The following is a 15203-nucleotide window of genomic DNA, read 5'->3' on the forward strand; positions in this document are numbered from 1 at the left end:
GCCGCCGCGCGGTCTCATCGGCGGTGAGAAACCGGAGCTAGGCGGAGGGTCGGCCGACGTACGGTGCGACGGCCCACGACGACCAGATACTGTGCACACGCACGCGCGCCGAGGGGTTGGGGGCTTCGAGCACCTGACCGCTACCGACGTAGATCGCCACGTGGTAATAGTTGCCCGGGCTGCCCCAGAACACCAGGTCGCCCACCTGAACCTGGGCGAAAGAGACGAGATTGCCCTGCTGGGCCATGGTGTTGTACTGATTCGTGGCTGAGTGGGTGCCGATGTAAACGCCGGCGGCTGCATAGGCGGCCTTGGTCAGCCCCGAGCAGTCCCACGCGTCGGGGCCAGAGCCTCCGAAGACGTAGCGGTCGCCGAGCTGGCCGCGGGCGAACGCGAGCGCCGTGTCAACGACGCTGGCGTTGGGTACAGGAGCTGGCGCGGCCGGTGCAGCGGGCGTGACCGGCGTGGCCGACCCGGAACCAGATCCTGAACCGGCCGCCGCCCCGGCGTCCCGAGCGGGCTGCACGGGCTGAGCAGGTTGCGCGGGCTGAGCAGGCGCGGGCTGAGTGGGCTGCGCGGCTTGCGCGGCTGCGGCATCCGCTATTGCAGCGGCGGATGCCTGCGCTTGCGCGAACGCTATGGCCGCAGCGGCCGCGTCCTCGCCGACGTGAAAGCTGCGCTCGGCCTCGGCCGTGGTGTCTTTGAGCAGGGCGAGTTGTTCGAAGAGTTCACTCGACTTGCGTTGCTGGGAGTCATAGGCGACCTCGGCAGCGTTCGAACTCGCCGTAGCCGCGTCAAACGTGGTCTTGGACTCTTCGGTGAGCCGTTCGCGTTGCTCGGTCGCTGATGCCGCCTGGTCGCCGAGAGACTCCGCCGCATTCTTGTCCTGCACAGCCTCGGTGTAGATCTGCTCCGACTGTTCGCTCAGCTTGCTGGCCGTTCCCAGCTGGCTGAGCAGATTATCCGCGCTGTTACCGTTTAGGAACAGGTTGAGTGATAGACCGCTGGCGCCTGACTTGGCGAGGTGCGCGGCAATGAGGCCGGCACGCATTTTCGATGTTGCGGCAGTGGCTTCGGCGGTTGCTGCCTGCTGGCTGAGGCTGGTTTCGCGCAGGGTGGCGGCGTCCAGTGCGTCCTGCGTCACGCGGTAAGCCTCGGCCGCAATCTGCGCGATCGTAACGGCCTTCGCTGCCTGGCTCGCCAAACCGTCGAGCAGTTCTCCGAGAGTCGCGATCTCGGCCTGCTTGGTCGACTCGTTCTGTTTGGCCTTCTCGACGTCGTTCCAGCTCGGATAGTCGGGGGCGGCGAAAGCGGCCCCGCCCGCGGCGGCAACGGATGCTGTGACAGCCGAGACCGCGCCGAGGGCTACGGCGGAAAGCAGTCGTTTCGACTTGGTGCGAACCCGTGCGTGTGCAGAGGTGGTGCTCTTAGCCAAGTGATGCTCCCCGGTCGGCCATGAATGGAACGGGATTGATGCGGTTTCCACCGATCCATACTTCGAAGTGCAGGTGGCAGCCGTTGGCTGCGCCGGTGTCGCCGGAACTGGCAATGACTTGCCCGGCCGACACTGACTGTCCAACGCTCACGTTGTACCCGCCATTACGAATGTGGGCGTAGCCGGTTGAGACGTTGTCGCCGTGGCTGATCTTCACGAAGTTTCCGTACGTGCCGAGGCGGCCAGCCCAGGTGACGACGCCAGCATGGGCGGCGTAGATAGGCGCACCGCAGCCGGTGCCGAGGTCGGTGGCGTAATGAAAGCTTCCGCTGCAGTCACCGCCGTTACAGATGACCGCCCGGGGGCCGTAGCCACCGGTGATGCGGCCGCTGGCCGGAACCGCCCAACCGGTCTTGCTCATCGAGCCACCGGATCCACCGGAACCGCCGCTACCAGCACGCGCCGCTGCTGCGGCCGCGGCCGCTGCCGCTGCCCGTTCCGCAGCTTCAGCCGCAACACGAGCAGCTTCAATCCGAGCGCGTTCGGCGACGCCGGCTTCATACCCGGCTGTTGTAGTGGCTTGGGCGTCGAGCATGAACTGCAGTTGCTGTTCGAGTTCCACGCTCTTGGCTTCAGAGTCGGCGAGCGCGTTCGCTGCTGCTTCGGCCGCAGTTTGGGCAGCGGCAAGCGCAGCCTCGGCGGCGACGCGCAGCGTCTCACGTTCGGCTTGGGCGACTTTGGCCTGGTCGCCGAGCGATTGCGCGTTATTCGTGGCCGATTGCGCTGATTCGTAGACGTCTGAGCTGCGCTCAACGAGCTTGCTCATGTTTCCGAGTTTGGCCAGCAGCAGGTCAGCATCGGCGCCGTCCCCTTCGCCCTCCAGGAATAGGTTCACGCTGAGATCGGTGCCGCCGGTGCGGTAGAGCTGGGCGGCGAGCTGACCGGCCTGTCTCGTCGCGGCATCCGCTGTGGCTTTGCTCGTATCGGCCTGTGTCTGGATATCTTCGGCACGGCGGGTGGCGTCGTCAAATTCCTGCTGCGCAACCTCAAGTTCGCTGGCGCTTTTTTCGGCAGCGGCCTGGGTTTCTTGCACCTGCACCTGTAGGCCGGCAATCAGATTCTCAATGGCGGTCACCTGCGCCGCTGCCGAGACCGTGTTCGCCTTGGCGTCTTGCAGGTCCTGCCAGGAGGGGTAATCAACGGCGCTCGCCGGTGCTACGGGGCTGATCAGGGTGACCAGCAGGGTCATGGCGGCCATGATGCTGGTCAAGGCCAGGGTGTGCCTGGGCCACCGATTGGTTGTACGCAAGCGGCGGGTGGGCAGGTCAGCTTTGCGGCCGGCCACGGTTCTCATGCGAATCATTGTTTCCCAACAGGCTTATAGCAGTCGCCACGTGCGCCGAGGCAGACTCTTGAGCGTAACAAGGTGGGCAGGATTCACCCAGTCTTAACGGCGAATCTAACCCGCGAAACAACCGCTGGCCCGCCCATTTGCGGGCGTGCTGCGAATTGGCGTCGAAAAATAATTGTCATTCATCCAGATGCTGCGCGCGCCGATTTGGCCTTCGCCCCACAAGTCCGTATGCTTACTCTTCGGCAGCCATGAACTTTGTGGCTCACGGCCCCATCGTTTAGCGGCCTAGGACGGCGCCCTTTCACGGCGTTAACACGGGTTCGAATCCCGTTGGGGCTACGCAAACTGTACGTGCACGGAGTAGTAAATTAAATAGAATAGTCTTACCAAGTGCCTCGCACACAGATTCACATTTTCACATCGAGGCCCTGTAGCGCAGTTGGTTAGCGCGCCGCCCTGTCACGGCGGAGGTCGCCGGTTCAAGTCCGGTCAGGGTCGCAAAGAAAATAGCCCTTTCGAAAGGAAGGGCTTTTTTCTTAGAAGAGGCGTTTATAGCGCAGCTTCGGGGCCCTGTAGCTCAGTTGGTAGAGCGTTCGACTGAAAATTGAAAGGTCACCGGATCGACGCCGGTCGGGGCCACCACCGCCACTCCCTAGGAAACACTGGGGAGTGGCTTTTTTTATGTCAATTTTCTCAACGCTACGTCGATACGCCCCACTCGGATCGTGCCTAGCAGAAGTTGCCCGCGCGTAGAGCTTCGACTCCACACCGACCAGGTGGACACCCCTCGTGCTCTGAGTAGACTCGGGCGCATGGCAAACTCACAGCTTCGTGATCACGCAGCATCACCGGCTTCCCTCGCGTTGTTGATCGGCGGTGGGCTACTGCTTGCCTCGGTCGTCATCACGGTGATCGCGCAGCCCACGCTCTTCCCGTACGCCGAGATGGTGGGACCAGCCCTGTTTTCCGCCGCTCTGTTGGTGTTCGCCTTCGGCGTGCGTGGGGTGGGCAGCGTCACAGCGCGCCGCCCCGTTGGCACCACCGCTCTCGCTGTGTTGGCTGCCTGGCTTCTTCTTGGGTCTGTACTGTACGGCCTTATTGGCGACGTCTTCTCGAACGACCCCGCTCCGACCGCGCTCATGGCCTTCGCCTACGCGGACTCATTCGTGCAATTCGCTCTCGCATTGGTCGCGGTCATGCAAATCGCCCGGCTCGGCGCCGTGCCGGCTCCGTGGAACTGGGTGCCAGCCGGGATTGTGGCGGCGGTGACCCTGACTTGGCTGCTACTGCAAGTGCTGGGCGGAGGCTCGGCCACCGCATACGGACCCAATCTGCTGACATGGCTCCTGACGGGGCTGGACGGCGTTGCCCGGATCGGCGGCACAGTACTGCTCGGTGTAATCGCCATCGTTCTCGCCGACCGCGTCAATCGCCGGGCGACCACCAACGTACCTCTGGTGCCCGAAATACAAATCTGAATTCGTCTCGTTCCGACGTAGTCCCAGCGACCCTCGAACCCGACCTTCCACGGGACTCTTTCATGGCCCAGGGACCGACGTTTGCGCAACCCCAGGGCCTTGCCCCAGACGAACATGCGCCGCTCGTAATGTGTGTGGCCGGGCGGTTATCCAACAGTCATCGGATCATCGGTAAATCCGACGTCGAGAATCCTCGAAGCGTGGCGTCCGGGCTGGTAGCGTGGGGCTATCTGCACAATGCAGCTCATATGGGGGAGCATCAAATGGCCAACATCAACGTCTCGTATCAGGAACTCAACTCGTCCGCAGACCGCCTCGTGGCTGGCCGCGACGACATCAACACCAAGCTCGCCGAGTTGCAGAGCCTGATCGGCTCTCTCGTGAGCTCCGGCTTCGTCACCGACAAGTCCTCCGGCGCATTCAACGCCTCCTATGAGCAGTTCACGAGTGGTGCGCGCGCCACGATCAGCGGTCTCGACGGGCTCTCCAACTACCTGCGCACCACGGCCACCACGCTGTCCGAGGTCGACGCGCAGCTCGCCGCGCGCCTCTCCCGCTAACCTCTCGATGTCTGGCAGCCGGCCTTGCACGGCGGCTGCCACTGTTTGGAGGCACGAATGTATGGAGACATGTCAGTCGTCAGGTCCGACTCGGCGCGCCTGCGCGCCCACGGCGACGACGTCCGGGCGCGCGCACTAGCGATCAAGGCGCGGGCCGAGGCGATGAACTGGAACTCCGTCGCCGCGACGGCGTTCCGAGCCGAAATCGGCGTCACCGCCGACACTCTCGGTCGTTCAGCTGCCGCACTCGACACAGCAGCGGATGCCCTGTCGAACCACGCGCGGTCCGTCGACGAGGTCAAGGCACTCATCCACCAGGCCCAGGAGTGGGCGGGTGAGCGCCTCGACGAGGCGCGCTCGATCGTCGGCAACGTCGTCAAGGTCGTTCACGATGTCGCAGAAAACGCCGTAACCGGGTTCATGACCGTGCTCGCGTCCATCCCCGACCAGGTCAACAACGTCAAGGTCTCCGTCTTCCGGGTCTTCGGCACGGACGTCGCTCCGGAGGCCGTCGCCCGCGCCGAGGACATCGTGCGGGCCGTCCCCAACCGTCCGGCAGACGGTTCCCAGGACTGGCTCGACGTGCAACGCTCCCTGGGCGGCGCACGCCGCTAGACCAGTCCGTCTGGCTTTGGCTTCTACCCATCCGGCGTCAGCGCCGATTCCCGCCATGGCCTCATCCGACCGACAGCGTAGGGACGGCGCCCGGCCACGTGCCCATGTATTCCGGACCGCTGAGGTAGACGCTGTACGTTTGGAACGTGGGGTACTCGAGCCCAGCGAGCACGTTCGCCTCAGCTTGCAGCTCGACCCTGTGATCGTCTTTCCACACGGTCATTAGCAGGCTCGCGGGCTCAGCGTCGAAGTGTTTCGCCAAGCCGGCCTGGGGAGGGAAAGATGTCGCCCAGCCAACCCGCAGGACGTAGTCGAGTATCCCGGGAGCTGTGATCGCCGTCTCATCATCGACATAGACCTCGATGATCGTCGACGTGGACAAACCCGAAATTGAGGACCGAACAGTCGCGTCGCTAAGGCCGGGAACCGCGTTCAAGAGCACGACAGCGGCATCACTGCTGATCCCGGTGGACGCGGCGGACGGGGTCGGCGCGACGGTGGATGTGCTGTTGGAGGCGTCGAACGTTAGGTTCGAGCAGCCACTGAGCACAACTGCCGTGGCCACGACAGCGATCGTGGCGCCGATCAAACGTTTTCGAACACTCATGTCTGGTCCTCATCGTGTTGCTGCGAAATCGCAAGCGGTCGCGGAACCGCCGCGTAAAAACCCCTCACGGACGCAGCCCACCCATCGCCTGCGCACCACAGAGCTCTTCAAAACCGGTGCGGTTACGACGCTCATATCGGCACTGACCTCAGCCTACCGAGAGCGTCGGGACGACGCCCGGCCACGCACCCAAGTACTCCGGACCATCGAGATAGACGCTATAGAGTTCCGGAAACGCGGGGTACTCGACTCCAGCGAGCAGGTTCGCCTGCGCTTGCAGGTCGAGGGTCCGGCCATTGTTGCGCACGATCAATTTCACGCTCGCGGGCTGACGATCAAAAGATGTCGCCCAGCCAACCCGCAGCACGTAATCGAGAATCCCGGGGACCGTGATCGCCGTCTCATCATCGACATAGACCTCGATGATCGCCGACGTGGACAAGCCCGAGATTGAGGACCGAACAGTGGCGTCACTCAGGCCGGTTACAGCATTCAGCAGCACGACGGCGGCATCACTGCCGATCCCGGTGGACGCAGCGGACGGGGTCGGTGCGACAGCGGATGTGCTGTTGGAGGGGTCGAACATTAGGTTCGAGCAACCGCTGAGCACAACCGCCGCCACGACAGCAATCGTGGCGCCGATCAAACGTTTTCCAATACTCATCTCTGGGTCCTCACCGTGTTGCTGCGAAATCCTAAGCGGTCGCGGAACCGTCGCACAAAAACCCTTCGCGGACGCAGCACAGCCGTCGGCCTGCGAACCGTAGAACTCTCTAAAACCGGTGCGGCTACGACGCCCGCACCCGGAACAAATCTCAGCCTACCGACAGCGTCGGGACGACGCCCGGCCACGCACCCAAGTACTCCGGACCATCGAGATAGACGCTGTGCGAGGGTGCGAGCGTAGGATATTCGACTCCGGCGAGCAGGTTCGCCTGCGCTTGCAGGTCGAGGGTTCGGCCATTGTTGCGCACGGTCAATATCACGCTCCCAGGCTGGCGGTCAAAAGACGTCGCCCAGCCAACCCGCAGCACGTAATCAAGAACCCCGGAGGCCGTGATCGCGGCCTCATCATCGACGTAGACCTCGATGATCAGCGACGTGGACAAACCCGAAATTGAGGACTGAACAGTGGCGTCGCTAAGGCCGGGAACGGCGTTCAAGAGCACGAAAGCGGCATCACTGCTGATCCCGGTGGACGCAGCGGACGGGGTCGGCGCGACGGCGGATGTGCCGGGTTTCAGGAGCGAGCAGCCGCTCAGCACCACCGCCGCCGCTACGACAGCAATCACAACGCCGGTCAAAGATTTTCGGATATTCATCTCTTGTTCCTCATCGGGTTGCTGCATAGTCGTGAACTGTCGCTTCTTTGCCGCTGAAAAAACCCTTCGCGGACGCGGTGAACGTGTCGGCGTTGGGATCCAAGGAGTTTTGGAATTTTCCGGCCGTTACCGCGTACTTCAGAGCGTCGTGCGGTTCCGATTTGTCGCCCATTCCCGGGGGGTCGGTGTACACCGTGACCTGATTGGTCGTTGCCGGATTGTCTGACCCATCCCCTGCCGGGACCAGGTCCCCCGTGTGTTCGAAGGAGAGCACGTTGACGTCAGCGGGAATGTCGAAGTTGCCGATCGACGCACCGGCGGTGACGACGTTCGTGATGTTATAGTGCTGGTTCATCCAGGGGTCGGAGCTCATCAGTCCCGCGGTGATTCCGCCGAGGCTGAAGCCGGCGAGCATGACCGGATCGTGGGATTTCACATCCGCCTGGTCCATGGCTCTCTTGACGGCCTCCATGAGCACGGTTTGATGCTGCGCCATGGACGCCAGGTCGCTCGGCACGTCGTTCGTGGCGGTGCCGGGTGCTAGCCCCCAGTTCTGGGTGCTGGGGATCTGGACTATCCAGTGACTCACGCCGTCAACTCCTACTCGTTCCACAAGCCGAATGTCGGAGAAAACATCCGGAGAACCTTTGGGGGAGCCAGCTGGGGCGTTCCCGTTCCTGTCGATGTCCCAGGCGCCCTTAAACAAGGTATCTAGGTCGGTCGGCACGATCTGGGGGATCGGGGCTCCCTTGGAGTCGGTGAAGGCAATGGGAGCGACGGTCGGCTGGCCGGTCGCGTCGTCGAATGCGCCGAAGCGGCCACCGCCGGCGATGATGCCTTCCACGAGCTGGTCGTAGTTGAGGGGCGGCCAGGGTGCACCGGTCAGGGAGGTCGTTCCGACGATGGCCAGCGGGCCAACGGCATAGGTCGCTCCGGCAAGGAGCCCGGGAGCGAAGTTGATGATCGTCTGCACGAGGTCGGTATGCTCGCTGGCCCAGGCTTGGATCGCGTCCATATCGGGGGCGCTGGCGAGCAGGGCCGCGAACTCGGCCGCGAGCCGCTGGTTGGCAGCGGTGGCGGCATCCGCTGGTGAATAGGCAGATGCAAAGGCACTCGCTCCGGGCGTGATGAGCGCACCCGCACCGCCCGGCAGAAGCACTGTGGCGAGCAGCCACGGGTTCTTCTCTACCTGGTCGCCGATCGCGTCCACCGCTGCTCCGGCCGAGTCAGCCACCTCGGTGAGCTGATAGCTAACTTCAACGCCGGCCGCGTAGAGCGCTGCCCCACCGGCCACGACCGTGGCCCCAGCGACCGCCACGACACCAACAGCGAAACCGCCCACGAAGTAGAGGCCGCCTGCGGCCGTGGCGAGCGCGGATTCCACCGTCTCGTAGGTGACGATGGCGCCGTCAATGAAGAGGTGCAGCACCGCGACCCTGGCGGTCTGGACGAGGTACACGGCGGCGGCCTGGAGGATCTTCGTCTCAGCATCTGCGAAGGTGGCCGGCGAGAGAATCGCCGATTCGAGCAAGTCACCGCCGGCCGCCACGGCCGCGATATGCAGGCTCTCCGTGGCGAGATAGTTTTGCACCTGACCGAGCTCCGTCGAGAACGTGCGCATGTCTTCGAAAGTCGCGACGAGGGGGGAGGTATTGGTACCGCCGGTGACCGTGAAGTCACTCATGGGCCATCTCCTTCAGGGTGATTTCTGCGCAGAGGGAAGCGACTTCCGCCCGAATGGCGGTGTACGTCACTGCGGCAATTGTGATGGTTCCGGAGTCGACCACCTGTTCCGCAGTCGGTAGGCCGTCGTCGCCTGCAGGCACCCGCACGTCCACGCTGCGCCAGCCGGCTGCGCCGCGCACATAGCGAAGCACCCGCACGGGGATGCCGTCCTCCCGCGAGAGTCGAAGCTCGAACCCGGCGTTGAGGTCGCCAGCAAGCCCCGAAAGCGCCTGCACTGCGCCGGGACCGCCGATTCGGTGGGAAAGTTCCTCCAGAAGGAGCGGGTCACGGGCGCGGAGAACCTCAATGCCGCCGCGGCTATCCGTCAGAGACATCGTCACGATGGGCCCGTTGTCGCCGGCCTCTCCACCGCGCGGGATGGCCAGGGCTAGTTCGCCGGCAAGGTCCGGGAACGGCACGACTGCGAACTCGACGCCAGCCAGATCGCCGGTCGTTCCTCGCCCGTCGGCGATCTCGACGTTCTGTGCCCGCGCGAGCAAAGAGCCGAAACCGCCGCGCGCCGAGGCGACGAGCAAAAGGGTCGACTCTCGGGTCCATGCGGACACCTCGAACACCCAGGCCGGGGCCATGTGCAGCGACAGGAAAACCATGAACGGCTCAAGAAGCCAGTCGCTCAGGTTCGCGGGAATCGGGTCGCGCGGGACATCCGCTGCGACCAGGCCTTTGGCGATCAGACTGGCGAGCGCCGCCCGCACCCGCTCCACGGCCTCGGCGGGGCCCAGCTCACTGGCCCATTCCTGACGAAATCTCGGCGGTAATCGCAGCGTCGGCACGTGATCCTGCACAAAATGCAATTCGTCAGCAGTCAACAGAAACCGCGGAGTAGACATCCCCGCCCCCAACGATTCACTCGTCACTATGCGTTCCCCCGTATGTTCGTTCACAGCCTATCGAGAATGCGACCTGGTTCAACTGCCCTAGGCTACGAAGGCGCGGTAGGCGGGGTCGTTGGCGCGAAGCACGCGCAGCACGTTCTGGGAGCCCAGCTTGGCGAGGTCGGCGTCGCTCCAGCCGCGACGCTCGAGCTCGGCGAACAGGTTGGGGTACTCCGCCACATTGGCGAGTCCGACCGGCATATCGGGGCAGCCGTCGAAGTCGCCGCCGAGACCGATGTGATCGACGCCGGCCACGCTGCGGGCATGCTCCACGTGGTCAGCGACGTGCGCCACGGTCACCACCGGCTTCTCCCCCACCGACCCGTTGTCCTCCCAGCTGCGGTAGTCGGCCGAGAGGAAGGCGGGCACAAAGGTGAGCATCTGCACACCATCGTTGGCGGCGAGCTGGGTGAGAATCGCGTCGGGCACGTTGCGCGGGTGCGGATTGAGGGCGAAGCACGACGAGTGGCTGAACAGAAGGGGAAGCGTTGTGGCATCGAGGGCGTCCTGCATAGTGGCAGCGGAGACGTGCGAGAGATCGACCATCATTCCGATGCGGTTCATCTCCGCGATAACGGCCCGACCACGATCGTTGATGCCATCGTGTGTCACCTCGCCGACGGCCGCGTCGGCCCACTCCGTTGACGAATTCCAGGTCAGTGTCATGTAGCGCACGCCCAGTCGGGCGTATTCGCGCAGCACCGCGAGCGAGTTGTTCATCTGATTGCCGCCCTCGACCCCGAGGAACGACGCAATTCTTCCGCCGTGCTGGGCGGCCTCGATGTCATCAGCGGTGACGGCACGCACAAAGTCGTCGGGGTACGCGGCAATCAAGCGGTGAATGAAATCGATCTGCTCGAGAGTGGCCTGCACCGAATCGGTGCCGGCAAGGTCGGTGTGCACCCATACCGACCAGAACTGGCCCTGCACCCCTCCGCGACGCAGTTTGGGAATATCCGTCTGCAAGCGGCTGAGGGCAGAATCATGCTCGGAGTCCAGCCCGGCAACCGAATATTCGCGGTGTTCCCGGCACAGCCAGGCCAGGTCGTTGTGGCCGTCGACAACGGCGAATTTCGAATTTCTTACCATCATGTGAACTCTTCCCGGCAATCGAGACGCAATACCAGCCTAGGACCCGCACCCTCGGTCATTGAATGCGCCCCGGCCGACCGAGTCGGCCGTGACAGGAACCTGATTTATGCCCGCGATACCGAGTCCAGACACGGGAGTAGCCAGACTGCGGATGCATCTGGCCCCGCTTGCTCCCATATACAGGGGATTTTGACCCCTGTTGAGGTTACAGCGCCGCCGACTTGAATCGGGGTAGTCTCTGCCAGTAAGTTGCTGAGAAAGAATCATCTTCCGACGCCGCGCTCCATCCAACGACAGGTGCCAGCATCGCCACCTCGTCACTATGACCATCTGTTCCTGTAAACCCGACTGCAGGGAATAAAGCCGTGACATCCACCCCAATCAGCCGAACCACTCCCAAAACCCGCTGCACGAATCTCCGGTACCGCCGCACCACAATGACCATACCCGGCATCACATTCACGTACGACTGTAGGGGGATAACGCATGAGTGAATCAGATTCGCCCGCGTCCTTTCCGCAATCTCGGCCGCTTCAGCGCCCCCCTAAACTTCGGCTCGTTGACCAAGCGATGCCTGCGCAGGCTGACCTTGCGGTCGACACCCCTTCATCAGGGCTGATGTGGGCTCGGCGGTACCGCACCAAGCTGCGGATGACCGATGTTGTGGTCATTGTTCTCGCGGTTGGTGTTGCACTGGTCTTTCGGTTTGGCGTGGACGGCATTCCAGCCGTGCCTGGATCGTTCAGTGCCAACTATTGGCTCGTATCGCTGCTCATCGTGGCGACCTGGCTCACGACCCTCGAGCTTTTCCATACTCGGGACTCCCGCGTCGTCGGTGTCGGGGCGAGCGAGTATAAGCAGGTCATCAATGCCAGCGCTGTGACCTTCGGCATGCTCGCCATCGCCTTTCTAATCTTTCAGATCGACATCGCCCGGCTCTTTTTTGTTCTGGCGCTTCCGCTTGGAATTGTCGCGCTCGTTCTCGAACGGTGGCTGTGGCGCAAATGGCTGCTGCACCAACGCAAGTTCGGCCACTATCTCTCTCGCGTGATCGTCGTCGGAAATCGCGACGACGTGGAATACGTGGTCAGCCAGATCGACACCAAGTCCGGGGCCGCTTACTACATCGTCGGCGCGGCCTTGGAGGACGGTGTCGGTGACGAGATCTCGGCCGGCGAGCGCCTGGTACCGATCGTGTCCGATTTCGAACATGTCGCCGCGGCGGCGGCTTCCATGGGCGTCGACACGGTCATCGTGGCCGGGCAACCCAGCGGCGGCAGTTCTTACATTCGCAACCTGGGCTGGGACCTCGAGGGCACTTCCGCGGAGCTTGTTCTTTCCAGCCGCCTGACGGATGTCGCTGGTCCCCGCATCCACTTCCGTCCGGTTGACGGCCTTCCGCTGATCCACGTGGAAATTCCCCGGTTCGAAGGGGGCCGACATGCCCTCAAGCGCACCCTGGACATCGTCACAACGGCTTTCGCCATGCTGTTCTTACTGCCCGTGCTCGCAGTGATCGCCGTGCTCATCAAACTGGACAGCCCAGGTCCGGTGCTGTTTCGGCAGGAGCGATGCGGCCGCAATGGGCAGACGTTCCGCATAGTCAAGTTCCGCTCGATGGTTCAGACCGCAGAAGACGACCTGGCCGGCCTTCTCGACCAGAACGAAGCTTCTGGGGTGCTGTTCAAGATTCGTAACGACCCTCGAATCACCAAGATCGGTCGCGTGCTGCGCAAATATTCGCTCGACGAACTGCCGCAGCTGTGGAACATTTTTGTCGGAGAGATGAGCCTTGTTGGCCCGCGTCCGCCACTGCCCGAAGAAGTCCAGGTCTACGAAACCCATGTGCACCGCCGCCTATACATCAAACCAGGTCTAACCGGTATGTGGCAGGTCAACGGGCGGTCCAATCTCAGTTGGGAAGACAGCGTTCGTCTCGACCTGTATTACGTCGAGAACTGGTCGCTCGCGGGCGACCTGATGATCATTTGGCGCACCTTTAAGACCGTCATTCAACCAGTAGGGGCATATTGACATGACCGCGGGCATCGAACACACTGCGCCCACCACCCACCGGCGTCTGAACATCGCAATGATCGGCACCCGTGGAGTCCCCGCAGCCTACGGCGGCTTTGAAACCGCCGTCGAGGAAATTGGCCGCCGGCTCGTCGACCGTGGTCACGACGTGACCGTGTATTGTCGCCGCACCACCCAGCCGGTGCCAAAAGAGTACCTCGGCATGAAACTCGTCGAGCTGCCGGCAGTGCGCCACAAAATTCTCGAGACCCTGAGCCACACTGGGCTGTCGGTCCTGCACGCCACCCTGCACCGTCCGGCCGATGTGGCCTTCGTATTCAATGCCGCCAACGCCCCGTTCGTGCCACTGTTGCGCCTACGCGGAATCCCCAGCGTCGTGCACGTCGACGGCCTGGAATGGAAGCGCGCCAAGTGGGGCGGCGCCGGTCGACGCTACTACCGCTGGGCCGAGGAAGTATCGGTGCGTGAAGCTGATGCCCTCATCGCTGACGCGCAGGGAATCGTCGACTACTACCGGGACGAGTTCTCCATCCCGACAGAGCTGATCTCCTACGGCACCCGAATTCTGCACGACACCCCGGCAGATCGGCTCGCTGAACTCGGCCTTCGCCCGGGCGGCTACCACCTGGTCGTCGCCCGGTTCGAACCAGAAAACCATGTCGACATCATCGTCGAGGGATACCGCGCCAGCGAAGCGCGCCTCCCGCTCGTGGTCGTCGGCTCTGCGCCCTATGCGGCCGAACACACCAACCGCATCAGTGACCTCGCCGCCTCCGATTCCCGCATTCGCATGCTTGGCAGTGTGTGGGACCAGAATCAGCTCGACCAGCTCTACAAACACGCCAGCACCTACCTGCATGGCCACTCGGTCGGCGGCACAAACCCGTCGTTGCTGCGGGCGATGGGTGCCGGCACCAAGGTCATCGCCTGGGACGTCGTCTTCAATCGTGAGGTCCTCGGCAGAGATGGCGCCTACTTCTCTGGGGCGGATTCCCTCAGGGCCCTGATCGAAGACGCGGAAGTGAGTCCCGAGCGAGTCGCAGAGGTCGCGGCGGCACTGCAAGCCCGCGCCGAGCATCTCTATAACTGGGACAGCGTCACGACCAGCTACGAAAAACTCGCCAGGCGGGTGGCCGTTGGTTACAGCACCCACCGCCAAAGCAGCGGCAGGGCCGGAGTGTCGATGTGGAGCCTTTCCGACAGCCTGAGCAAGCAACCGTCAACCGCGCCTTCCAGAGGGATCATCTTATGACCAGCACCTCAGCCCAAATCGCTCGTTCGACCGAATCGTACGTTGACACCGTTCGCCGTCTGTCGTCCGCCCAGAAGACGGCGTCCCGCGGCGCTCCGGCCTATTCGGTCTACGTGAACCGTCGCGTCGGGCGCTACCTCGCGGCGGGCGCGTTTCGTTTAGGCCTGACCCCCAACAACGTCACCGCCGTCAGTGCGGGCTTCACGTTCTGCGCGATCGGACTGCTGGCGATCGGTGAGCCGAGCTGGTGGCTCGGACTCGTGGTGTGGCTGCTGCTCGCCATCGGGTACGCCTTCGACTCGGCCGACGGCCAGGTCGCCCGGTTGCGCGGTGGTGGTTCCCCCTCGGGGGAATGGCTCGACCACGTCGTTGACTCCATCAAGATCTCAACCCTGCATCTAGCGGTGCTCATCACGATGTTCACACACTTTCCATTGTCAAGTTCGACCTGGCTGCTCGTGCCCATCGGGTTTGCGGCTGTGGCAGCCGTGTCGTTCTTTGCAATGATTCTGAACGATCTGCTCAAGGCCAAGCACGCACCGACGGCGCCGCTTTCCACAGCTCCCCGTTCCGCCTTGCGGTCATTTCTTGGTCTGCCGACCGACTACGGCATACTCTGCCTCTCCTTCGTGTTACTGGGCGCTCCGTTAGCTTTTTTCGGCCTGTACAGCCTGCTTTTCGTGGCCAATGCGCTTTATCTCGCCTTGGCGCTCGGCAAATGGTTTCGCGATATGACCGCGCTGGGACGCGTGGAAGTCGCCCGACCGTAGTACGACATCCGCTGTAACAACGAAGCGACTCTGCCGTGTGCCCCTTTCTGGGGCGGCTTC

Annotated in this window: 14 protein-coding genes and 3 tRNA genes; 9 read left to right on the forward strand and 8 right to left on the reverse strand. The window is 63.2% G+C overall.

Annotated elements, in window-relative coordinates:
* Nucleotides 1-37: 37 nt before the first annotated feature.
* A complete protein-coding gene (locus tag E3T39_RS15760; RefSeq protein WP_134516874.1) occupies nucleotides 38-1435 on the reverse strand; it encodes a C40 family peptidase in 1398 nt (465 codons plus the stop codon).
* Nucleotides 1428-2789 carry a M23 family metallopeptidase gene (locus tag E3T39_RS15765; protein WP_241979763.1) on the reverse strand — a complete coding sequence of 454 codons (1362 nt, stop codon included), beginning with the start codon at nucleotides 2787-2789 and terminating at the stop codon, nucleotides 1428-1430. Before E3T39_RS15765 ends, E3T39_RS15760 begins: the two co-directional genes overlap by 8 nt.
* A gap of 266 nt (nucleotides 2790-3055) precedes the next feature.
* On the opposite strand from E3T39_RS15765, the gene E3T39_RS15770 reads away from it, so the two are divergent.
* The 6 genes from E3T39_RS15770 to E3T39_RS15795 all read left to right on the forward strand — a co-directional run bounded on the left by E3T39_RS15770 (nucleotide 3056) and on the right by E3T39_RS15795 (nucleotide 5442).
* Nucleotides 3056-3128, forward strand: a tRNA-Glu gene (locus E3T39_RS15770).
* Nucleotides 3129-3213: 85 nt separating this feature from the next.
* Nucleotides 3214-3287, forward strand: a tRNA-Asp gene (locus E3T39_RS15775).
* Between the two features lie 68 nt (nucleotides 3288-3355).
* Nucleotides 3356-3431, forward strand: a tRNA-Phe gene (locus E3T39_RS15780).
* Between the two features lie 170 nt (nucleotides 3432-3601).
* The gene (locus E3T39_RS15785; protein WP_134516876.1) at nucleotides 3602-4267 is read left to right on the forward strand and encodes a hypothetical protein; all 666 of its coding nucleotides are present in this window, start codon (nucleotides 3602-3604) and stop codon (nucleotides 4265-4267) included.
* 263 nt (nucleotides 4268-4530) lie between these two features.
* On the forward strand, nucleotides 4531-4827 hold the full coding sequence (locus E3T39_RS15790) for a WXG100 family type VII secretion target (protein ID WP_134516877.1): 297 nt from the start codon (nucleotides 4531-4533) through the stop codon (nucleotides 4825-4827).
* 69 nt (nucleotides 4828-4896) lie between these two features.
* Nucleotides 4897-5442: a hypothetical protein gene (locus E3T39_RS15795; protein WP_134516879.1), complete on the forward strand. Its 546-nt coding sequence runs from the start codon at nucleotides 4897-4899 to the stop codon at nucleotides 5440-5442.
* 61 nt (nucleotides 5443-5503) lie between these two features.
* Here E3T39_RS15795 and E3T39_RS15800 read toward each other — a convergent pair whose 3' ends face one another.
* From E3T39_RS15800 to E3T39_RS15825, 6 genes are all read right to left on the reverse strand, one after another.
* Nucleotides 5504-6049 (reverse strand): hypothetical protein, encoded by a 546-nt coding sequence (locus E3T39_RS15800; protein ID WP_134516881.1) that lies wholly within the window; start codon nucleotides 6047-6049, stop codon nucleotides 5504-5506.
* Nucleotides 6050-6197: 148 nt separating this feature from the next.
* Nucleotides 6198-6713 carry a hypothetical protein gene (locus tag E3T39_RS15805; protein WP_134516883.1) on the reverse strand — a complete coding sequence of 172 codons (516 nt, stop codon included), beginning with the start codon at nucleotides 6711-6713 and terminating at the stop codon, nucleotides 6198-6200.
* Nucleotides 6714-6864: 151 nt separating this feature from the next.
* Entirely contained in the window at nucleotides 6865-7371 is a 507-nt protein-coding gene (locus E3T39_RS15810) for a hypothetical protein (RefSeq protein WP_134516884.1), read from the reverse strand.
* A 10-nt stretch (nucleotides 7372-7381) separates the two neighbouring features.
* Nucleotides 7382-9055 carry a hypothetical protein gene (locus E3T39_RS15815; protein ID WP_134516886.1) on the reverse strand — a complete coding sequence of 558 codons (1674 nt, stop codon included), beginning with the start codon at nucleotides 9053-9055 and terminating at the stop codon, nucleotides 7382-7384.
* Nucleotides 9048-9947: a hypothetical protein gene (locus tag E3T39_RS15820; protein WP_134516887.1), complete on the reverse strand. Its 900-nt coding sequence runs from the start codon at nucleotides 9945-9947 to the stop codon at nucleotides 9048-9050. Before E3T39_RS15820 ends, E3T39_RS15815 begins: the two co-directional genes overlap by 8 nt.
* Nucleotides 9948-10034: 87 nt before the next feature.
* Complete coding sequence (locus tag E3T39_RS15825) at nucleotides 10035-11084, reverse strand: dipeptidase (protein ID WP_241979764.1); 1050 nt, start codon at nucleotides 11082-11084, stop codon at nucleotides 10035-10037.
* Between the two features lie 651 nt (nucleotides 11085-11735).
* Between E3T39_RS15825 and E3T39_RS15830 the strand changes: the two genes are divergently transcribed.
* From E3T39_RS15830 to E3T39_RS15840, 3 genes are read left to right on the forward strand one after another with little or no spacing between them, the layout of a single operon-like run.
* Complete coding sequence (locus tag E3T39_RS15830) at nucleotides 11736-13118, forward strand: sugar transferase (protein WP_174845149.1); 1383 nt, start codon at nucleotides 11736-11738, stop codon at nucleotides 13116-13118.
* A 1-nt stretch (nucleotide 13119) separates the two neighbouring features.
* The gene (locus E3T39_RS15835) at nucleotides 13120-14373 is read left to right on the forward strand and encodes a DUF1972 domain-containing protein (RefSeq protein ID WP_134516889.1); all 1254 of its coding nucleotides are present in this window, start codon (nucleotides 13120-13122) and stop codon (nucleotides 14371-14373) included.
* On the forward strand, nucleotides 14370-15143 hold the full coding sequence (locus E3T39_RS15840) for a CDP-alcohol phosphatidyltransferase family protein (RefSeq protein ID WP_134516891.1): 774 nt from the start codon (nucleotides 14370-14372) through the stop codon (nucleotides 15141-15143). The genes E3T39_RS15835 and E3T39_RS15840 overlap by 4 nt, the downstream gene beginning before the upstream one ends.
* The last annotated feature ends 60 nt before the right edge of the window (nucleotides 15144-15203 follow it).

The organism is Cryobacterium suzukii, from assembly GCF_004403185.1.
GTDB classification, from domain to species: Bacteria; Actinomycetota; Actinomycetes; order Actinomycetales; family Microbacteriaceae; genus Cryobacterium; species Cryobacterium suzukii.